The 19,503-nt window shown below is 61.7% G+C and carries 17 protein-coding genes; 3 read left to right on the top strand and 14 right to left on the bottom strand.

Annotated elements, in window-relative coordinates; translation table 11 throughout:
• Positions 1 to 25: 25 nt before the first annotated feature.
• A complete protein-coding gene (locus tag ACL9RJ_RS14095) occupies positions 26 to 841 on the bottom strand; it encodes an SDR family NAD(P)-dependent oxidoreductase (protein WP_017129021.1) in 816 nt (271 codons plus the stop codon).
• Between the two features lie 178 nt (positions 842 to 1,019).
• Between ACL9RJ_RS14095 and ACL9RJ_RS14090 the strand changes: the two genes are divergently transcribed.
• Positions 1,020 to 1,967: a GlxA family transcriptional regulator gene (locus ACL9RJ_RS14090; RefSeq protein ID WP_212810892.1), complete on the top strand. Its 948-nt coding sequence runs from the start codon at positions 1,020 to 1,022 to the stop codon at positions 1,965 to 1,967.
• Between the two features lie 80 nt (positions 1,968 to 2,047).
• On the opposite strand, the gene ACL9RJ_RS14085 is transcribed toward ACL9RJ_RS14090, so the two are convergent.
• The 12 genes from ACL9RJ_RS14085 to ACL9RJ_RS14030 all read right to left on the bottom strand — a co-directional run bounded on the left by ACL9RJ_RS14085 (position 2,048) and on the right by ACL9RJ_RS14030 (position 14,968).
• Positions 2,048 to 2,884, bottom strand: a complete 837-nt coding sequence (locus tag ACL9RJ_RS14085; protein ID WP_422765364.1) for an SDR family oxidoreductase — start codon at positions 2,882 to 2,884, stop codon at positions 2,048 to 2,050.
• Between the two features lie 16 nt (positions 2,885 to 2,900).
• Positions 2,901 to 3,854 carry a glycosyltransferase family 2 protein gene (locus ACL9RJ_RS14080; protein ID WP_177106338.1) on the bottom strand — a complete coding sequence of 318 codons (954 nt, stop codon included), beginning with the start codon at positions 3,852 to 3,854 and terminating at the stop codon, positions 2,901 to 2,903.
• Between the two features lie 102 nt (positions 3,855 to 3,956).
• Positions 3,957 to 5,069: a glycosyltransferase gene (locus ACL9RJ_RS14075; RefSeq protein WP_422765363.1), complete on the bottom strand. Its 1,113-nt coding sequence runs from the start codon at positions 5,067 to 5,069 to the stop codon at positions 3,957 to 3,959.
• Positions 5,060 to 6,172 (bottom strand): non-hydrolyzing UDP-N-acetylglucosamine 2-epimerase, encoded by a 1,113-nt coding sequence (gene wecB, locus ACL9RJ_RS14070; RefSeq protein ID WP_422765362.1) that lies wholly within the window; start codon positions 6,170 to 6,172, stop codon positions 5,060 to 5,062. The genes ACL9RJ_RS14075 and wecB overlap by 10 nt, the downstream gene beginning before the upstream one ends.
• Before the next feature lie 6 nt (positions 6,173 to 6,178).
• A complete protein-coding gene (locus tag ACL9RJ_RS14065) occupies positions 6,179 to 8,248 on the bottom strand; it encodes a glycosyltransferase (RefSeq protein WP_422765361.1) in 2,070 nt (689 codons plus the stop codon).
• Positions 8,241 to 8,966 (bottom strand): 2OG-Fe(II) oxygenase, encoded by a 726-nt coding sequence (locus ACL9RJ_RS14060; protein WP_422765360.1) that lies wholly within the window; start codon positions 8,964 to 8,966, stop codon positions 8,241 to 8,243. Before ACL9RJ_RS14060 ends, ACL9RJ_RS14065 begins: the two co-directional genes overlap by 8 nt.
• Positions 8,963 to 10,285 (bottom strand): polysaccharide pyruvyl transferase family protein, encoded by a 1,323-nt coding sequence (locus ACL9RJ_RS14055; protein ID WP_422765359.1) that lies wholly within the window; start codon positions 10,283 to 10,285, stop codon positions 8,963 to 8,965. Before ACL9RJ_RS14055 ends, ACL9RJ_RS14060 begins: the two co-directional genes overlap by 4 nt.
• Positions 10,282 to 11,481, bottom strand: coding sequence for an ABC transporter ATP-binding protein (locus ACL9RJ_RS14050; RefSeq protein WP_422765358.1), 1,200 nt, complete (start codon positions 11,479 to 11,481; stop codon positions 10,282 to 10,284). Before ACL9RJ_RS14050 ends, ACL9RJ_RS14055 begins: the two co-directional genes overlap by 4 nt.
• Before the next feature lie 73 nt (positions 11,482 to 11,554).
• Positions 11,555 to 12,370, bottom strand: coding sequence for an ABC transporter permease (locus ACL9RJ_RS14045; RefSeq protein WP_422765428.1), 816 nt, complete (start codon positions 12,368 to 12,370; stop codon positions 11,555 to 11,557).
• Positions 12,371 to 12,589: 219 nt separating this feature from the next.
• Positions 12,590 to 12,727 (bottom strand): hypothetical protein, encoded by a 138-nt coding sequence (locus tag ACL9RJ_RS14040; RefSeq protein ID WP_177086152.1) that lies wholly within the window; start codon positions 12,725 to 12,727, stop codon positions 12,590 to 12,592.
• Between the two features lie 102 nt (positions 12,728 to 12,829).
• Positions 12,830 to 13,828 (bottom strand): 3-hydroxyacyl-CoA dehydrogenase, encoded by a 999-nt coding sequence (locus ACL9RJ_RS14035; protein ID WP_177086150.1) that lies wholly within the window; start codon positions 13,826 to 13,828, stop codon positions 12,830 to 12,832.
• 33 nt (positions 13,829 to 13,861) lie between these two features.
• Positions 13,862 to 14,968: an ATP-NAD kinase family protein gene (locus tag ACL9RJ_RS14030; RefSeq protein WP_177086149.1), complete on the bottom strand. Its 1,107-nt coding sequence runs from the start codon at positions 14,966 to 14,968 to the stop codon at positions 13,862 to 13,864.
• Between the two features lie 112 nt (positions 14,969 to 15,080).
• On the opposite strand from ACL9RJ_RS14030, the gene gcvPA reads away from it, so the two are divergent.
• Together gcvPA and gcvPB are read left to right on the top strand one after the other, a co-directional pair.
• Positions 15,081 to 16,490 carry an aminomethyl-transferring glycine dehydrogenase subunit GcvPA gene (gcvPA, locus tag ACL9RJ_RS14025; RefSeq protein ID WP_042936803.1) on the top strand — a complete coding sequence of 470 codons (1,410 nt, stop codon included), beginning with the start codon at positions 15,081 to 15,083 and terminating at the stop codon, positions 16,488 to 16,490.
• Positions 16,483 to 18,021 carry an aminomethyl-transferring glycine dehydrogenase subunit GcvPB gene (gene gcvPB, locus ACL9RJ_RS14020; protein WP_422765357.1) on the top strand — a complete coding sequence of 513 codons (1,539 nt, stop codon included), beginning with the start codon at positions 16,483 to 16,485 and terminating at the stop codon, positions 18,019 to 18,021. The genes gcvPA and gcvPB overlap by 8 nt, the downstream gene beginning before the upstream one ends.
• 58 nt (positions 18,022 to 18,079) lie before the next feature.
• Here gcvPB and ACL9RJ_RS14015 read toward each other — a convergent pair whose 3' ends face one another.
• A complete protein-coding gene (locus tag ACL9RJ_RS14015) occupies positions 18,080 to 19,483 on the bottom strand; it encodes an aminotransferase (RefSeq protein ID WP_017129035.1) in 1,404 nt (467 codons plus the stop codon).
• Positions 19,484 to 19,503: the final 20 nt, after the last annotated feature.

Raw genomic sequence — 19,503 nt, 5'->3', positions numbered from 1 at the left:
GGATGGCCTGTTTTGCCTGTGGGGCTCAGGCCTGCCCGGGCGACAGGGCATAACGTGGAGCGGGCCTGGCGTTGGCGAAGCTTGGCGCCAGCGCGCGGCGATCCGCTTCCCAGCGTGTCCAGTCCGTGTTGTCCTGCAACGTCGGGATGGTCACTAGTTCGCCTTGATCGAGTCCGGCCAGTGCCGCGTCGACCAGATCCTCGGCGGTCATCGTACTGGCCGCCTCTTTCTGTTTGGCGTAGCCCGCCACATCCCAGAACTCGGTGGCCGTCGCCGCCGGCAGGACCGTCTGGATGCGCACGCCCTTGTCGGCGAGGTCGCGTTGCAGTGCGTGGCCGAAGCTCAGGACATAGGACTTCGAGGCACTGTAGACGCCGTTCAGCAGTTCGACGGCGATGCCGACAACCGAGCTGATATTGATGATCGTGCCCGAGCCCCTGGCAGCGAATACCGGCGCCACGGCATAAGTCAGGCGTGTCAGCGCGGTGATATTCAGGTCGATCATTGCTTGCATTTCGTCGACATCGCTATTGAGTATCGAAGCCACCGAGCCGACACCGGCGTTGTTCACCAGCAGGGTGATGCGGTTGTCGTCGCGCAGGACGCTCTCGATGGTCGAGCGTGCGGCCTTGTCGTTGAGATCCGCCGTCAGGGTCTTCACCGAGCGGCCGGTCTGCGTCGTCAGGCGGTCGGCCAATGTCTTCAGGCGATCGGCGTTGCGAGCCACCAGGATCAGGTCATAGCCACGCTTGGCCAGGCGATCGGCATAGACCGCGCCGATGCCGGTGGAGGCCCCGGTGATCAGCGCCGTGCCTTTGGGGGAGATATCGGAGGAAGTCATGGTCGTCTCTCTTTCAGAATGCTTGCCCGACGGGATGTCGGGTCGGTAGTCATTCTGGATTTGACGCGGTGCGTCCTCAATGACATATATGCAATGATTCATGCCATCATGTCTCGTTGCACCGGTCCTTGCAGGGAGTTGCCTGCCGGGCGTCATGAGCTGCGTTTGAGAGACCATCATGCACACTGTCGGACTCGTCGTTTATCCGGATTTCCAGTCTCTGGGGCTCGCCGTTGCGAGCGTTTTCGAATACGTGAATCTCTTGCGCGGCGAGAGGGTCTATCACTTCCGTCTGGTTTCTGAAGGCGGGGGGCCGGTGATGACGTCCCAGGGTTTTTCCGTCAATACCGACCGGCTTCAGGACTCGACCTATGACACACTCATTGTCGCCGGTGCCAATGACTGTCGCCTGCCGGGTGCCAGCCTGCTTGACTACATACGCCAGGCGCCAAGCCGGAGCAGGCGCGTGGCGGCGATTTGCACCGGTGCGTTCGTACTGGCTGCCGCCGGTCTGCTCGAAGGCAGGCGTGCCACGACGCATTGGTTTCATGCCCAGGCGTTCAAGAAGCAGTACCCCGGCGCATTGCTCGATGAAGACCGCATCTTCGTGGTGGATGGGCAAATCTGGACGTCGGCGGGCATGACCGCCGGTGTCGACCTCGCCCTGGCGATCGTTGAAAAGGATTTCGGATTGGAGACTGCCCGCATGGTCGCGCGCAAGCTGGTGGTGCATCAGCGCCGTGGTGGTGGGCAATCGCAATTTTCGGCGCTCCTGGAACTGGATGCAAAGTCCGACCGCGTGCAGATGGCGCTCGCTTATGCAAGAGAGCATCTTGGCAGTGTCCTGTCAGTCGAAACCCTGGCCGAAGCCGCACGGCTGAGTCCGCGTCAATTCAGTCGAGTCTTTCGCGAGGAAACCGGCCAGTCGCCGGCCAAGGCCATCGAGCGCTTGCGCGTCGAGGCCGCACGTTTGCTGATGGAGACGACGCTGCACCCGATAGAAGTCATTGCTCGCGAGACCGGCTTCGGCGACCGGGAACGCATGCGCCAGGCATTTCTCCGGGCATTCGGGCAACCGCCCCAGGCCATACAACGCACTTCGGCGAGGGCTGTGTCGGCGTTGTAAGGGGGCATGACATCCTGGAAAGTCCCTGCGACCCTGATGGATGGGCAGCGCGGCAGGTGTTCTGCCGCGGTGACCATGTCTCATCGCAGGGGCAAGTCTTCGTGTTTCAATTCAAAGGGCCGGGGGTAAAAGCCGAGCTGGTCACTGGCGTCCGCATGGTCGAATACCAGATCCTGGTTCATGCGCTCCACCAGTGCCCCTGAAAGATGCCGGTAGCGTGGCAGGCATCGCAGGAGCCAAACCAGTGCGTGCAATGTCCTGGTGGAGAGCGCCAGCGTGCGTTCCGGGCGTCCCAGGGCCTGGAATATGCGTCTTACCATCGCGTGATAAGGCAGGACTTCTGCCCCGGACAGGTTGTAGGCGCCATGGTGCAACTCCGGAAGGGTCATGGCTGCCAGGCAAGCCTGAACAACATCATCGGCATGTACCGGCTGGCGCAAACCTCTGCTGCCACCGATCAGCGGGAAGAACCCGAAGCGTTGGATGAAGCGGACGATCTCGGTAATGTTCTGGTCGCGTGCAAATCCGTAGATCATTGTCGGTCGCAGGATCACCCATTGGACTTTCCGTTCGATCGCCCACTTCACGAACTGTTCTTCCGCATTGCCCAGGCGCAGCGCCAGTTGCCTTTCCCGGGCGTCTGGCGAGGCTTGCTTGGTGAAGCGGCTGGTGGAGGACAAGACGACCACGCGCTTGACCCCGGTGTTGGCGAGGCGCTCCAGATATTCCGGTACAACCCAGATGGGGGCAAGTGACAGGAAGGTGTCCAGTGCCAGCTCATGCCAGTCGTCGATGCTTTGCCAGTTGATGCCCCTGCGGGAAGCCCTGGGCAGTTGCCGGGTGAACGCAGTGACCTGATGGCCTGCCTGCGCCAGCGACAGCAATGCATGTTCACCCAGGAAGCTGGAAGCGCCCAATATGCCTATGTGCAATTCAGTTCTCTTTTCCCGGGGACAATCCATTCAACAGCCGGATAACCGCGTGACGGGATACCATCAGGCTGAATCGAAACCAGACCCCGATGACCACTACTATCCAGAGGAGGAGGGAATATCGCTGGCGGAAAAACTTCCGATAGAAACGCAGGAAGCCACGGTGCTTGTGCCACTCGACGAAATAGGGCCGATCACGACTGCAACCACCGAACACATGGGTGACCCGTGCATCCGGCACGAAGAGAACACTCCAGCCTGCCTGGCGGAAACGCATGCACCAATCCAGATCCTCGCAATGCAGAAAATAGTCTTCATCCCAGAGCCCGACACTTTCGATCGCTTCGCGCTTGACCAGCATGCAGGCCCCGGAAATGGCTTCGACGACAATGGGGGCGGCAGGCAGGGGCTCCTTGTGCAATAAAAAATCGGAAAACACGGCCGGGAAGAACTTCGTGAGCCGCGAGAGTCCGAAGGCGCGCATGAAGGCCCGTCTGGGCGTCGGGAACACCCGGCGTCCGCCGGCCTGTTCGGTGCCGTCCGGATTGCACAGGAAACCTCCGACCGCGCCGATCTCCGGTGAGCGGTGCAGCGCCCTTAGCAGGCGGTCCATGGCATCGATGGCCAGTACGGCATCCGGATTCAGGAACAGCAGGTTGGGCGCCGTTGACAGCCGGGCACCCTGGTTGCACGCCACGGCGAAGCCGAGGTTGGCTGTGTTATGCAGTATCCGAAGCGCCTTGCCAGGGGCTTGAGGGGGCTCCAGTTTCATCAGGCTGCCATCGTGGGAGCCGTTATCCACCACGATTACCCGGCAGGCGCCGGCGGCAAATGCCGAGTCGACACAAGCAGCCAATAGTCCCCCTGCGTTGTAATTCACGATGATCACGTCACACTCGTCCTGTAATGAAGACCGGATCCGTTCATCAACGCCGGGCAGTTCTAGTGCATTCAATATCGTCACTCCATTTGCCACGCTTGTCTTCTGGTAACGGCGCAATCACGAGTCGGCGATGCCTTGTGGCTCAACTCCACCGCTATCCATGAACCCGGTCATTCAGGGGATGGCCAGGGAGAAACGTGCCCTCCATGAGTTGTCACAGCGAAAACGTCGGGTGTGTTCTTCCGGTTCATCGAAGCCAAGGGCCTGGTCCATGGCCTGGCTTATGTCCTCAGGCCCGTCCAGCAGGAAGGTGCCTGGACAGGCGTCCCTGCCCACCATCTCTCCGAAAGCCGTGCTGATCACCGGCAAGCCCAGGGCGCGGTACTCGTAGTACTTGATAGGGTCCACGAACCGCGTCAGGGCATCGCACTTGAACGGGATCAGGCCGACGTCGAAGTCGGCCATGGCGTCCATCGCCGCCTCATGGGAGACCTCGCCAATGAAATGGATATTGCCGGGCAGGTGCGCCGGCAGGCGGGTGTGCACCGGGCCGATCAGGCGTATTTCGGCGTGGGGATAGGCCTTGGCCAACGCCACCACTATTTCCCAGGCAAACCACTTGGCGATGGTGCCGACATAGCCAAGGACCGGGTTGTCCAGGCGTGTACTGCGCTTCTCCCGTCTCTCTGGCAGGCGCTCGGTGGCGCAGGCGTTGCCGAGCAGTCTGACGTTGCCGGACAGTGTGGACATCTGCGCCTGTAGCGCTGACGAGGAGGTCAGTACCATCGAGACTGCCCGGGCCGTCGACTGCTGGCGGCGCTCCATGGCCTTGCGCGACAGGCCCCGGTAAAACTCGGAAAAATTATCCATGGCGTCATAGAAGCTTGCTTCGAAGATCGGTTCCCGCAGCAGCCTGGATGCCAGGCTCGAAGGCTTTCCGATACCCAGTAACGTGGGGTGTCGAGCGAAGCGGCGAGCCTGGACAATAATGGGCTGCCACAGGGGACGATTGATCCATCCCGAACCGGGAATGGGTTCTATCGGCAGGGCGCGAGGCTGGAGAACGGTCAGCCAGGAAGGCGTCTCGGGATAGGTCGGGCGTGGGTGTGTTGCGCCTGCCGATGCCAGGCGCAACTGGCGCAGGTCACCGAGTGCCGGAAAACGGGTGGGATAAGGCTCTATCCAGAGCACCGGCTCGTCGGTTTTTTCATGGAAGCAGCGCACCAGCTCATGGGAACGTTGGCTGAAGCTGTGCCAGGGCATCGGTGAGAGATAGATCAGGCGCATGTCGAAAAGTACTCCGCCAGTATCTGGACTATCCGCTCTGCGGCGTTGCCATCGCCATAAGGCGACTCCTGCCTGATCATTCCGGCATAGTGGTTGGCGTCATCCAGCAACTGCTGCACCGCCTGCACGATGTCGTCGCTGCCCGTACCGACCAGCTTCACCATGCCGTGTTCGATCGCTTCCTGGCGTTCTGTCTCATTGCGCAGCACGAGGACGGGAATACCCAGCGCGGGCGCTTCCTCCTGGATCCCGCCGGAATCGCTCAACACCAGATAGGCACTTTTCATCATTCGTATGAACCGGTGATAACCCCGCGGGGGGCAAAGCTCAATACGCGGATGCCCGCCCAACGCAGACTCCACCGGTCCTTTCACGTTGGGGTTGGGATGCACGGGGAAAATCACCCGGATATCGTCGTTACGCTCCACCAGGCTGCGAATGGCCGTGCAGATGCTGAGCAGCGGCACGCCGAAGCTTTCCCGGCGGTGCAGGGTCACCAGCAGCACACGCTGGCCGTCGCCGCTTGCCTCGTCGGCTTCATGGGGCCGTTCGAGGCTGTGCAGCAGGGCATCTATCACGGTATTGCCGGTGACATGAATGGCTTGCTCGGCAATACCTTCGCGCAGCAGGTTGTGGCGGGCTTTCTGGGTGGGCGCGAAGTGCCATTTGGCGATTCTGCTGGCCACTGTCCGGTTCAGTTCCTCTGGAAACGGATTGGCGATGTCGCCCGTGCGCAAGCCTGCCTCTACATGGCCGAAGGGTATCTGCTGGTAGAAGCACGACAGCGCGACAGCGAGCACGGTAGTGGTATCGCCCTGCGCCAGTACTGCATCTGGACGCGATTCGAGAAGGGTCTGTTCAAAGGCGGTGAGCAGACGGCTGGTCAATTCGGAAAGTGACTGGTTCGCCCGCATCATGTCCAGATCCAGATCCGGTTCTATGTCGAACTCCCACAGTGCCTGATCCATGAGCTCGCGGTGCTGGGCCGTGGCGACCACCTGGCAGGCGAACTGCTTCGAGCGCCTGAGGGCATGGATGACCGGCGCCATCTTGATCGCTTCCGGCCGTGTGCCCACCACGACGACTATCTTGCGTTGACTCATCTGATGTCATCCATGGCTATGGGGGATCCACTTTCCCCACTTGCTTTCGTAAATAGCCTTGTTTCGTTCGAACAGGGCCGTGCGCTCCTTCGCGTCCATCAGGTTGAAGCTGGCCGACAGGTGATGGTGAACGAAGACATCGCGGGCACAGGCATTGAACAGGCCGATTTGCTCAACGCGACGGCAGTAGTCGTCGTCCTCGAAGAAACCACAGCCGAAGGCTTCATCCAGAGGGCCGACCTGAGCATAGGTGCTGCGTCGCAGCATGACGCAGAAGAATGCCACTGTCGGCAGGCGGAACCATTCACCGAGGTGCTTGTAGGTATGCAGGCAGGCCTGTCGGGCCATGTCCGGCAGCGAGTACTCGATGTCGATCCTGGCCTGGTTACCGATGTTGTTGGTCACGGGACCGATCAGGCCGATACCGGGGTTGCGGTCCAGGTGCTTGCGCAGCGTATCCGCCCAGCCGGGCGTGACCTGGGTATCGTTGTTGAGCAGTACCAGGTAGTCCCCCGTCGCGGCGGCGAGGCCCTGGTTATTGGCCGCGGAGAAACCGAGGTTGGTTGCGTTGAGAATGACCCGCTGCCCGTTGTCCTTGGCCCATTGCCGGAGAAACTCCGGCGTCCCGTCGTGGGAGCCGTTGTCGACCACGATGATTTCCAGTTCGCTACCTCGCCCATCGACGATCAGGCTGGCCAGGCATTCCCGGGTGAGGGCCAGATTGTTGTAGGTCACGACAATCACGCTGATCTCGTTCGCCGTCCTTTGGCCCTCGGTCGCACCAAGCAAGGTGTCAATGCGCTGTGCCCAGGATTGTTCGGCCGCGAACGCCCGGCGTTGGCGGCCTTGCTCGCCGGGTTGCTCCGCCAGCCCCAGGGCGATGCTGGCAATGAACTCATCTTCGTTTCGTGCACGATGGACCAGGGAGCCGAACTGCTCGATCTCGGGCAGGTCGACGGCGACCACTGGTTTGCCGGCACTGAGGTATTCGTAGACTTTCACCGGGTTGGTGGCGAGTGTCAGCGGTGTTATCCGGAAGGGCAGGAGACAGACGTCCATGGCATGCAGGTAGCCGGGAAGTACGCCGTAGGGTACCTCGCCGGTGAAACTGACGTTGGGGTACTGGCGCAGCTCACGCCGGGCATTGGCGGTATCGGCACCGATCAGTAGTATCAGGTGCTGGGGAAAGGCCTTGGCGACCGCCGCAACCAGTCCGGTATCGAACCAGTCGGCAATCGCGCCGTAGTAGCCGATGATCCTGCGGCCTGCCGGATCCTGATAGACCGAGGTCGGGCGGATGGAAAAGAACCCGTAGTCCGCGGCATTTCTGACCACCACGCTGTGCTTCGATGGGGTGTGATCCCATTGTCGGGCAAGCCAGTCTGAGGTGTAGACGGTCAGTTGTGCTTCGCGGATCAATTGCTGTTCGAGCTTGAGAATCCCTGGATGGGTGTTGCTGAAACCCTCGTGATGATCGATGCAATCGTAGACCAGGCGACTGTTGGGTGTTGCCTTGGCCACTTCAAGCCAGAACGGATGATGGATCAGTGCGACAACGGCGGATGGCCGGGTGCAGAGCAGCAGCTTGCCGAGGCCTTTTCGTAATTGGGTGATCTGTTCCGCGCTGGGTACGGTCGAATAGATGGACGGAGCTCTGCTGACGTGCAGTTGGATTTCGAACAGATTCCCGTGCTCGTTCAGGGGGGAAATGGAGAATCCGGGGTGTTTCGACTCTTTCAGTGTGCTCGAGACGTAAAACACCCGGCGTCCGCTGGCACTCAGCATTCTGGCCAGTTGTTGCGGCCGCTGATGGCGGAAATGCCAGTCGATGACACCCCAGATGATGTAGTCGGGATATCGGGGTTCCCCCAGCAGGGTCTCGAGGTTGATCTCCGCGAGTGTGTCGCGTTGCTGCAACCGATGACGCAATCGATGCAGGGGCCTGAGCAACGCGCCCCGGTAGATTGCCGACAGGTACCTGCGCAATGGCCGGGGTAGCGGCAGTTGGCGATAGCGTGCGAGCAGGCGCATGGCCACACTCATCGTTGGCTTGGGCTGGATATCGTTTTCAGCCATATGCGCCGGTCCTGTTTTCGGAGGACGCAGATTTTTGCCGAGGGTAGTCATGCAGTGGCGTGTCGTCGCCCTCGGGCCACATGGAGCTGGTCGAGCCAGGGCGATAGAACGTCACGGTGACGCTGCGACGGGAGACGCTGCAATTGTCGATCACCCGTGACACGGCATGCCACGAGGTGTCGGAGCGGACCAGCACCGCCGAGTTGCCGACGAGGGGAGATATCTCCCTGGCAACGCTGCCGGGATCTCGCGAGTTCAGGATCTGCAGACAGCCGCCGTACCGGGGGTCCCAGGTTTCGTTGAAATAGAGGATATGGGTGACCACCTTGTCGGACAGGTCGGGATGGGGCCCCAGGTTCGCGCCGGGGCCGTAGTGAAACAGGTTGACCTCCATGGGCGCCTGGCTCAGGTCCACCCCGGTCAATGCTCCCAGTGCCTGCCGGTAGGTCGCTGAGCGCAGATCCCGGGCGAGTTGTCGCCACTGCGGGCTCAAAGCCTGTGGGTTGACCACCTCGCCGTCGGTCATGTCGATCAGTTGCCTGGCTTCGTACTCGTAGTTTTTCTCGCCGCCGTAGCCCTGGACCACCTTGAAGTGATCGTGGGGATAGGTTTCGGCCAGTGCAGCAGCGTCTTCGGCACTGTAGAGGCCACCGATTTCTGCCCAGCGATACGGATGGTGTTGCAACTGTTGTCGGGCGATCTTTTCCAGGTTGATCATTGCGTGCTCCTTGCAAAAAACCTCTTGAACAGATGGTAGAGACGTCGCAGGTCCGACATCGGCAACTGTGCCAACTGCCGTCTGCTGGCCTCCAGCTCAATCCGCTGTGCCTGCAGGCTCTCGGTCTGTCGTGCCTGCAAGTTTTCGAGCTGCATTGGCAGGGATTGCCAGAAGCGGCTCAGCCCCTCCGGTTCGGCGACGCGGCCGGCGACAACAAGCTCTGCGACCCGGTCCCAGTGCTCGTCCAACTGCGCTGCTGCTTGCCGGGTGGCGGCGGGGAGGGGACGCCTGCCGAGCTGTCGGGCAAACCAGTGAGGGTCCAGCTCCTGGTCGTGGCTCACCTGGAAGACGCGCCCGTAGGCCGGCAACGCCGTGTATTTGCCGTTTTTCAGATCCGCCGAGCAGAACACCGGCAGGCCAAAGGCGATTGCACTGATTGCCAGGTGATAGCTGTGGCCGACCACGCCGACAGAGTGAGCGATCAGTTCGGCCAGCAGCAGCGGCGAGGGCCAGAATGGCAATGTCACCGAGCGATCCAGCGGCTCTCCCAGCGCTGACGCGTGGTCACCGAGAACTGGCCCGATGGGCACGACCAGAAGACGCAGATCGGTGAGTTCAGCACTGTGACGGCGCCAGAGATCGAGGAAACGCTCCAGGCCCCCGATGGCGTGCACCACCAGATAGGGCCCGTCCAGGCCATATTGGCTGCGAAGATTGTTCAACTCTGCGGACGGGGTTTGCAGATCCAGCAGCCGTGGCAGGCCGAACGCCGTATCGGGCAGCACTTCGACACGGCCGTGCTCGGTCAACTGCTGCAGGGTGGCTTGCGACAGCGCGTCGCGAACCTTGACGTGGGGACTCTGTTCGATGACGAGTTTCAACAGCGGCCTGGCCCACTCCGGCACATCGTTGCAGTGCATGCCGGGGGCGTTCCAGATCAGCGGCACGCCATGTTGCACGGCCATCAGGGCGGGGGTGAGCCAGTAACCGGTCGGGTGATGAATGGAGGGGGAAGGGGGCAGGTAGTTCTCGGCAACGAACTTGTCGAAGCGAATGATAAAGCCACCACCGATCAGGGTCGCATCCAGGCGATGGGCAATCTTCGGCAGCTCGGTCAGCGAGGTCACGGCGTAGGGCCATTGCGCGGCGCTCTTTGCGTGATAGGAGAACCGGTGCATCTGCACCGTACCCAGGCGGCGGGACAATTCTTCTTCGGCAATGACAGGAAACAGCAGATCGCCGTAGTTCTCTACGTCGAAGGTGCCGTGAATCGCTATCTGCCAGACTCTGCTCATGACCTTTTCCACGCTGGGGCTCATCTCCTTTCTGCTTCGTGTTCTGGCAGCGGTGCACTGCTGGTTGCGGGGTACAGCGGCTCGATTCCAAGGTCGACAATGCCGAGGAAGGCGTTGCTCTCCACCAGGGTGTCGAACGTCATCAGCGCGACCTGTTTTTCGATCAGGTGGGCACTTTCTTCGGTATGGCCATTCATCAGTTTCAGCGTGATGTGGTATCGGCCGGCGGCGAAGCGCGAGGGGAAGCGGGCCGTGACGGATGCCTTGCGCCAGCCTGCATGGGCGGCTTGCGGTTCGAGTGCCAGGTTGGCGCCGCCGATCACCAGCAGGCGTGGCTCCTGGATGGTCAGGCTGATGCTTGGCAAGGCGATGGATTCACGAATCAGCACCTCAATGCGCACTTCGATCATCTCGCCGTGGACAAAGGTCGAGTGCATCCCCCCGGTATTGGTGAAGCAGGCCGAAAGAATGCGCCCTTCGTCGGTGCCGAAGGCGATGCCGCCCGTGTTTGCCAGATGCTCCTTGGGCAATACCGTCACCGTGTCCCCGCTGGCCCAGCGGCGTTGCTCGTCGCGCATGTCCAGCAGGTAGCGTTCGGCGACGTCGTCTGGCGGACCGTTGGCCCGGACCTGGCCATCGCGAAGGTAGAGCGCTCGTTTGCAGAAGCGCTTGACCATGCTCATGTCATGGGAGACGAACAGCAGTGTGGTGCCGCGCTGGGTAAGCGCCTCAAGGCGCTGGAGGCACTTGAACTGGAAGGAAGCATCGCCAACCGCGAGTGCTTCATCGACGATCAGGATATCGGGCTCCACCCAGACGGAAACGGCGAAGGCCAGGCGCATGAGCATGCCGCTGGAGTAGGTCCGGGTCGGCTGGTCGATGAAGTCACCGATGCCGGCGAAGGCGGCGATGTCGTCGAATCGCTGGGTGATCTCGGCGCGACTCAGCCCCAGTATGGCACCGTTGAGAAACACGTTTTCACGGCCGGTGAAGTCGGGGTTGAAGCCCGAGCCCAACTCCAGCAACGCTGCGATGCGACCATGGCTGACAACCGTGCCACGGCTGGCATCGAGCGTGCCGCAGATCAACTGCAAGAGTGTCGACTTGCCGCTGCCGTTGCGACCGATGATGCCGATCGCCTCGCCCTTCTCGATGGTGAGCGAGACGTCCTTGACCGCCCACAGTTCGCGGTAACGCGGCTTCTTTCGGGGAGACAGCATTTGCCACAGCCTGTCCTGGGGGCTGTCGTAGATATGAAAGCACTTGCCCAGTCCTGTCACTTGCACCGCGAAATCAGAGGACATCGGCAAATCCCTTGCGCATTCGCTGGAAACACTGGAAGCCCAGCCAGGCTATCGCGAACGCCAGCACCAGGCCGGTCGCCCAGTCCAATGGATTGATCGCCACTCCCCAGAACAGCACATTGCGAACCTGTTCGATGATCAGTGCCAGCGGATTGAGCAGCAGCCATGGCCGATACGCTTCGGGCAAGGCGCTGATCGGATAGAAAACCGCCGAAACAAACAACAGCGCGGTGGTGAAGGCGCCGGTCACCTGGCCGATGTCGCGCAGATAAACGCCCACGGCGGCCAGCAGCCAGGAGATGCCCATGCAAAAGAGCACCAGGGGCAGTAGCACCAAGGGCAGCAGCAGGGCCGTGAGGGGGGGGAGGCCGATGAACAGCAGGTGGAAAACCAGCCAGATCGACAAGCTTGCCATGGCATGCAACAGCACCGAGCCAAGGGTCACCCAGGGAAGTATCTCCAGCGGGAAAATGACCTTCCTGACGTAGTTCGCGTTGGCAGCTATCAGCGTCGGAGCGCGCTGCACGCACTCCGAGAAGATGTTGAACACCAGCAGGCCGGCAAATACCAGCAGGGCGAATTCGCTCCGCGATTCGCTGCCTCCCTGCCATTTCTGCTTGAACATCACACTGAATACCAGCGTATAGACCGCCAGCATCAACAACGGATTGAGGAATGACCACAGGAGCCCGATCATCGAGCCTCTATAGCGTCCCAGTATCTCCCGTTTGATCATTGACAGCAGCAGTTCCCGGTGCTGCCACGGGCTGGAAAAAATTCCGCCCGACGTCCTTGTCACAATCATTGGTCGCCTCCGGATGGCTGTTTTAATTAGTATGATGCGAAAGTTTCGCATTCTGGCCGGCGAGTTTCGTATTATTGCCCGAAGTCCTTTTCCTACAAGTTCTTGATGATATCTCGACAGGCTAATAAAAAGGGACTCTTTACTCCATTTAACGGGTTTCAGTTCTGATACAAATCGACTTGTCTGAAGAAGATATAGTCGAACTGTTTTCAGAATGGTTCATTTTATCTGTTCATCGCGGAAAAACTTCGCCGCCGGCGGCAGCACGACTCTCAGCGTGGCCGCAGTTCGGGCAACTCCCCCCTTTATCTTTTCTGCTGCCGCGAGTATTGAATTGAGTTCAATCAGAGTGGTCATCCATGGTCCCTGATTCAGTGAGAATATCAGGAGACTCCACGTTTATCATGCCGTGGAGGAGGGACCGATAAGTAGGCCAGATGACCCCCTGACGGAGGCTCCCTATGCTTCTGTTTCTACGTGACCTGCACCGTGCTGATCGATGACGTGGCCCTGTTGCCTTTCCCGCTTCAACCGGTCGCTGGCCCGCTCCATCAATGCGCGGTCTCGCCATGCGACCCGTTCTTCCCAGTTTTCCAGCGGCACCAATGCCCGACGCTGTCCTTCGACCATGGCCACCAGGTCGGCGGTCCAGGGATCGTGCTGTCCGCGTTCGGCGCCCATGCGGGCATAGGCCGGGCCCATCTTCAGGGCATGCGAACCGATGCCGCCACGGGTGTTGAGATCGACGGTCTCGAAGGGCCCCATGAATGCCCAGCGCAGGCCCAGGCCCTGGCTGACGACCTTATCGATGTCGGCGACCGAGGTGATGCCGTCGCGCACCAGGCAATAGGCTTCACGCAGTAACGCGCCTTGCAGGCGATTGAACACAAAGCCTTCTATTTCCTTTTGCAGGCGCACGGGCGTCAGGCCCGCTTGCGCGTACAACGCCAGAGCCCGCTCGACAGGCTGCACGGCGGTGAACGGGGCAGGGACGATCTCGATCACCGGCAGCAGGTACGGCGGGTTGCCCGGATGCGCGACCAGGCAACGACTGCGTCCGGGCAGGGTGTCGGCGAAACTGGAAGCCGTCAGGGCCGAGGACGAACTGGCCAGGATCGCGTCGGGAGGGGCCAGGCTGTCGAGTTGACGGAACAGTTCGATCTTCAGGTCGAGCCGCTCCGGGGCGCATTCCTGAATCAGGTCGGCGCCGGCCACCGCGCTTTCCAGATCGCTGCACAGGCTGACCCGGGACACCAGTACGTCGGGCGTTTCCTGCAGCAGGCCGTAGTGAACCAGCTCCGCGCAGCGACTGGCGATTTCCTGGCTGGCCAGTTTCAGGCGTTGGCTGTCCGGGTCCTGCAGGCGCACGCTCCAGCCGGCGCGGGCAAAGACGATGGCGAATGCCACGCCGATACTGCCGGCGCCGATAACGGCGACCACGTGGGAGGATGGGTTCATGGGCTCTCCTGTTGTTTTTTTAGGATGAACAAATCAGTGAACGACGCGCACCATGGCGCTGCGTCCCGGTGCTGTGTGTACCCGGATAAAACCGCTGAGACGGGCGTCGAGTGCCGGATCGCCGCTGTCGACGAACAACTGTCCCTGGGGCAGGGCGGCGATTTTCGCGCTGCTCGCCAATACGTGCAGATGTGCCGGGGCGATCAGGGCGAGAACGGCGGCGCTGATCTGCTGGTTGCCGCGGCCGAACAGGCAACCCTGGCCGCCCGTGAGGCTGACGACCACATGTGCGGGATGGCGTGTGGCGAGTGCGAGCAGATCGCTTTCATTGGCGTCGCGACAAATCAATGTCCGACCGAGGTAGGCGTCGACGCCGAGTAGCGTTGCTTCTCCACTCAGGTGCCTGGCCAGCGACTGGATCGTGCGGCCGGGACCCAGGAAATAGACATGTTCCGGATGCATCCGGGCGGCGAACAAAGCTGCCTCGGCCTCCACGGCGTGGTCCGGATTGGCGCTGCCGGACTTGGCACCCTGCATGTGCCGCGGGTCGGCGGGCACGCGCGCGTAGCCGTAGAGGCGGGTGCTGACACGGTCGTTACGGGAAGCGTTTTCGTCGATATCCAGCAGCTCGGCCTCGCGGCTGCCGACCCCGCCACCGGCACACTGGCGGGCGACTTCACCGGCATGCTCAGGCGAGCGGGCAAACACGCCGGAATACATTTTCACCCCGCAGGGAATACCGAGCAGCAGCGTCGGCGTGGTCGCAGTGGCTGCCGCCACATCGCGGGCGGTGCCATCGCCACCGGCGAACAGCAGCAGGTCGACGGTCTCGGCGAGCAATGCATGACAGGCCTCCACAGTATCGCGCGCCGAGCGCTCGGTGGGTGGGGTGGCGATGACTTGCGCGGGCAAACCGGCCTCATGACAGGCGCGTTCGCCCATTTCGCCGGTCACCGTCACGACCTGCGCATCACCACCGACCAGTCGTCGCAGTGCGCGCACGCAACGCTCATGGGCCTTGGGGCGGGCGCCCAGTTCCAGCGCCAGGGCCACCATGTCGGCGCCGTCGCTGCCCTTCAGGCCAGTGGTTCCGCCGAGTCCGGCGAAGGGATTGATGAGCAGGCCGATCTTGAACGCCATCGATACTCGCCTTCGGGTGATTGAGCAGTTGCGAGTGTCAGCATTGCCACGTAGATTGTGCGCAATACAAACTTAAGTTCGCATTCGTCCTCATATTGCGTCCGGAGGTAAGATGAGTCAACCCAGATCAGCCCATCCGTTTATGGCCAACGCCCTGCCAGATATCAAGCAGGAGATGTTGAATATCCTTGGTATCGAATCTGTTGAAGAGCTTTTCGAACAGATTCCTGAGGCTCACCGATTGCAGGAAAAGCCCGAACTTATGGGCGCTATGCGCTCAGAGGCGACCCTGAGCCGTCATTTGCGCGAGATCCTCGCTCGCAACCGCAATTGCGCCGAAACCCTGAGCTTTCTCGGTGGCGGTTGCTGGCAGCATCATGTGCCCGCCATCTGCAATGAGATTGCCGGTCGCAGTGAGTTTCTGACGTCGGTGTGGGGCACGCCTTCATCCGACCAGGGACGTTGCCAGGCATGGTTCGAGTTCAGCAGCCAGTTGGGTGAACTGGTGGGATGCGAGTATGTCGGCCTGCCGGTCTACAGCTGGGGCTGTGCCGCCGGGCATGCCTTGCGCATGGCCTCGCGCCTGAACGGGCGTCACACCCTGCTGTTGCCGAGAATCATTGATCCGGAGCGGCTGGCGGTGATCCGCAACTACTGCGAACCGAACATGGCCAATGAGTTGCAGCTGGAGTTTGTCGCCGCGGATCCGGTGACCGGCGTGATGGACCTGGAGGACCTCAAGGGCAAACTTGGCAGCCATGTGGCGGCGGTGTACCTGGAGGCGCCCAACTACTTCGGCCTGATCGATGGCGCCGCCGCGACCATTGCCGAGTTGACCCACGCCCAGGGCGCGGAGTTCGTGGTCGGCGTCGACCCGATCTCTCTTGGCGTACTGGCGGCCCCGCCGGATTACGGTGCCGATATCGTGGTGGGCACCATCCAGACGCTGGGCATTCCGATGTACGGCGGCGGCGGCCTGGGCGGCTTTATCGCCACGCGCGACGAAGAGCGTTACGCCCGTGAATACCCCACGCTGCTGATCAGCATCACCACCACCGCGCATCCGGGTGAAGTCGGTTTCGGCCTGTCCCTGGCCGAGCAGTCGTCTTATGGTTTGCGCGAAAACGGCAAGGACTGGACCGGTAACTCGGTGTACCTGTGGGCCATTGCCAACGCGGTGTACATGTCGCTGATGGGGCCGCAGGGATTTGTCGACGTCGGTGAGCTGATCGTTGCCCAGGCCCATCAGGCGGCGCGACGCCTGAATGAGCTGCCAGGTGTTTCGATCCGCTATGGCGACGGTTTTTTCAAGGAGTTCGTGGTGGATTTCAACGCCAGCGGCCAGTCGGTGGCGGCCATCAACCAGGGCTTGCTGGCACGGGGCATCTTCGGCGGGCATGACCTGAGCCGGGAGTTCCCGGAGCTCGGGCAAAGCGCGCTGTACTGCGTGACCGAATTGCATCAGGACGCGGACATCGACCAGTTGATCGACGCCCTTCGCGAGGTACTGAACCATGAGTGAATCCGTCAAGTTACGCCGATACCAGGCCGCCGTGTGGGATGAGCCGGTGGTGATGACCTTGTCGCGTCCCGGCCGGCGTGGCGTGGTGTTTCCCACGGCGGCGGTGCCTTGCGATCTGAGCGTGATCCCGGCGGCGATGCGTCGCAAGACCTTGCCCAAACTGCCGGAAATGTCCGAGCCCGATGTGTTGCGACATTATCTGCACCTGTCGCAGCAAACCTTGGGAATGATGGGGATCTCGCTGTTTGGCACCTGCACGATGAAGTACAACGCGCGGGTCAACGAAGCGATCACCGCGCGCGATGATGTCGCGCAGTTGCATCCACGCCAGCCCGACTCGACCTTGCAGGGCTCGCTGCAGGTCATGCATAACCTGGATCTCAATCTGCGGGCGTTGTCCGGCATGGACCGCTTTGTGTTTCAGGCGGCGGGCGGTGCCGATGCGGCGTTTCTGCATGTCTGCGTGACCCGCGCGTATCACGCCGCCCGCGGCGAGCTGGAAACCCGCGATGAGATCATCACCTCGATCCAGTCGCACCCGTGCAATCCGGCGACGGCGGCGACGGCGGGATTCAAGATCATCACCTTGCCGCTGGAGGAGAACGGTTATCCATCGCTAGAGGCGCTCAAGGCGGCGGTGTCGTCGCGTACGGCGGCCCTGATGATCAATAACCCCGACGACATGGGGATCTACAATCCGGATATCGCCGAGTGGGTGCGGGTGGTCAAGGAGGCGGGTGGCCTGTGCTTCTACGATCATGCCAATTTCAATGGTGTGATGAGCAAGGTACGGGCACGGGACCTGGGCTTCGATGCCTGCATGTTCATGTTGCACAAGACCTTCGGCGCACCGAAGGGCGGTGGCGGGCCGGCGGTCGGTGCCTATGGTTGCAGCGAGGAACTGATCCCCTATTTGCCGGGCCCGTTACTGGTCGAGGAACAGGGCAGGTTTCGCCTGGAGGCGGGTGATGAGCTGGGCATTGGCCGGGTGCGCGAGTTCCTTGGCAATCTGCCGCAGATCATCAAGGCATATGCCTGGGTGCGGGCCATGGGTATCGAGGGGATTGCCGAGGCCTCGGATCTGTCGGTTCTGGCCAACAACTACATGGGCAAGAGGCTCGCCGAGATCCGCGGGGTGACCTGTTCGCACCCGCATATCAAGACGTGGCGCCTGGAAATGACGCGCTACAGTCTGGAAACCCTGGAGCGCGAGACCGGCATCAGTGCCTACGACGTGCAGAACCGCATGGTCGACTACGGTGTCGATGCGTTCTGGCTGGCCCATGAACCCTGGGTGATTGCGCAGCCGTTTACCCCCGAGGCCGGCGAGATGTGGTCGAAGGAAGATATCGATTACTGGATCGCGGTGTTGGCGCAGGTGTGCCGGGAAGCCTATGACAACCCGGACCTGGTGCGCACGGCGCCGCATAATCATCCCATCGGTCGCCTTGATACCGGCCCCCTCGAAGACCCGGCCCGCTGGGCGACGACCTGGCGCGCCTATCAGCGCAAGCATCCCGGCACACAATAACCTGTGACGCGCGGTCGGTAGCCGCTGGCGCGACCTGCGCCAGCGGCTGGAGGTTGTCTCAGCCTTTCCAGTGACCTTCGGCGTGCAGTTGGCTGAACACCTTGTCCACTGCACGGCGCGCACGGGCGACCATTTCAACCACTTCGTCTTCGCTGATCACGAACGGCGGCGAGAACGAAATCGAGTCGCCCTGGGGCAGGGCGCGGGTGATCAGGCCTTCTTCCAGTGCCGCGCGGGCGATGCGCGGGGCGACCTTCAGTGCCGGGTCAAAGGCGGTGGCCGGATCCCTGCGGGCGACAAACTCGACGGCACCCATCAGGCCCACGCCACGTATTTCACCCACGGCCGGATGATCGGCAAAGGTTTCGCGCAACAGACGATGCATCAGTTCGCCCCGCGCACCGGCCTGGGCCACCAGGCCTTCTTCCTCGATGATCTGCAGGTTGGTCAGGGCGACCGCCGCGGCCAGGGGGTGGGCGCTGTAGGTATAGCCGTGGGCGAAGGCCCCGTATTTTTCGCCGCCGAGCAGCAGGCCTTGCCAGATCTTTTCGGAAACGATGCAGGCCGACAACGGCACGTAGGCCGAGGTAATGCCTTTGGCGACGGTCATCAGGTCGGGGCGCATGCCCATTTTTTCACTGCCGAACTGGGTGCCCAGGCGCCCGAAGCCGCAGATCACCTCGTCGGCGATCAGCAATACATCGTATTTATCGAGCACGGCCTGCATCGCGGCGTAATAGCCGGCGGGCGGGACGATCACGCCGCCGGCGCCCATCACCGGCTCCATGATCATCGCTGCCACGGTGTCCGGGCCCTCCGCGAGGATCAGGTTCTCCAGGTCGGCCGCCAGGCGTGCGACGAAGGCGGCATCGCTCTGGCCGGGTTCGGCCTGCCACAGGCGGTGCGGCGCCGTGGTGTGCCGGATGAACGGCAGTGGCAGGTCGAAGCCCGCGTGCATGCCGGGCAACCCTGTCAGGCCCGCCGCGACCACCGTCACCCCGTGATAGCCGCGATTGCGCGCGATGATCTTCTTTTTCTGCGGCAAGCCGCGAGCGTTGTTGTAGTACCAGACCAGCTTGACCTGGGTGTCGTTGGCATCGGAGCCGGAGTTGCCGAAGAACACCTTGGACATCGGCACCGGCGACAGCTGGATCAGCTTCTCGGCGAGCAGGATCGGCGTATCGGTGGCCATCGACGAGAACGAATGGTAGTAGGGCAGGCGCATCGCCTGGGCATGCAGGGTGTCGGCGATTTCCTTGCGCCCGTAACCGACGTTGACGCACCAGAGCCCCGCCATCGAGTCGATGTAGCGGCGACCGTTGGTGTCTTCCAGCCAGACACCTTCACCCTTGACCATCACCAGTGGGCCGTTGCGTTCGTGCTCGGCCAGGGCGGTGAAAGGGTGCAGGAAATAACGCCGATCCAAGTCATGCAGATCGGTCGATGGGGTACGTGGATCCATGATCTCTCCAGTTGCTAACC

It is taken from the genome of Pseudomonas sp. Mn2068, from assembly GCF_049319725.1.
GTDB classification, from domain to species: Bacteria; Pseudomonadota; Gammaproteobacteria; order Pseudomonadales; family Pseudomonadaceae; genus Aquipseudomonas; species Aquipseudomonas gingeri.
The sequence above is the reverse complement of the archived record's forward strand: the minus strand, read 5'-3'. Positions and strand labels throughout refer to the sequence as shown.

What these genes read in the sequence shown, in the direction of transcription:
- ACL9RJ_RS14035 (WP_177086150.1), bottom strand. Translation starts at nt 13,828, where the DNA reads ATGAACCCATCCTCCCACGTGGTCGCCGTTATCGGCGCCGGCAGTATC.
- ACL9RJ_RS14095 (WP_017129021.1), bottom strand. Translation starts at nt 841, where the DNA reads ATGACTTCCTCCGATATCTCCCCCAAAGGCACGGCGCTGATCACCGGG.
- ACL9RJ_RS14015 (WP_017129035.1), bottom strand. Translation starts at nt 19,483, where the DNA reads ATGGATCCACGTACCCCATCGACCGATCTGCATGACTTGGATCGGCGT.
- wecB (WP_422765362.1), bottom strand. Translation starts at nt 6,172, where the DNA reads ATGAGTCAACGCAAGATAGTCGTCGTGGTGGGCACACGGCCGGAAGCG.
- gcvPA (WP_042936803.1), top strand. Translation starts at nt 15,081, where the DNA reads ATGAGTCAACCCAGATCAGCCCATCCGTTTATGGCCAACGCCCTGCCA.
- ACL9RJ_RS14090 (WP_212810892.1), top strand. Translation starts at nt 1,020, where the DNA reads ATGCACACTGTCGGACTCGTCGTTTATCCGGATTTCCAGTCTCTGGGG.
- ACL9RJ_RS14055 (WP_422765359.1), bottom strand. Translation starts at nt 10,285, where the DNA reads ATGAGCCCCAGCGTGGAAAAGGTCATGAGCAGAGTCTGGCAGATAGCG.
- gcvPB (WP_422765357.1), top strand. Translation starts at nt 16,483, where the DNA reads ATGAGTGAATCCGTCAAGTTACGCCGATACCAGGCCGCCGTGTGGGAT.
- ACL9RJ_RS14075 (WP_422765363.1), bottom strand. Translation starts at nt 5,069, where the DNA reads ATGCGCCTGATCTATCTCTCACCGATGCCCTGGCACAGCTTCAGCCAA.
- ACL9RJ_RS14065 (WP_422765361.1), bottom strand. Translation starts at nt 8,248, where the DNA reads ATGGCTGAAAACGATATCCAGCCCAAGCCAACGATGAGTGTGGCCATG.
- ACL9RJ_RS14050 (WP_422765358.1), bottom strand. Translation starts at nt 11,481, where the DNA reads ATGCTGTCTCCCCGAAAGAAGCCGCGTTACCGCGAACTGTGGGCGGTC.
- ACL9RJ_RS14030 (WP_177086149.1), bottom strand. Translation starts at nt 14,968, where the DNA reads ATGGCGTTCAAGATCGGCCTGCTCATCAATCCCTTCGCCGGACTCGGC.
- ACL9RJ_RS14045 (WP_422765428.1), bottom strand. Translation starts at nt 12,370, where the DNA reads ATGATTGTGACAAGGACGTCGGGCGGAATTTTTTCCAGCCCGTGGCAG.
- ACL9RJ_RS14060 (WP_422765360.1), bottom strand. Translation starts at nt 8,966, where the DNA reads ATGATCAACCTGGAAAAGATCGCCCGACAACAGTTGCAACACCATCCG.
- ACL9RJ_RS14040 (WP_177086152.1), bottom strand. Translation starts at nt 12,727, where the DNA reads ATGACCACTCTGATTGAACTCAATTCAATACTCGCGGCAGCAGAAAAG.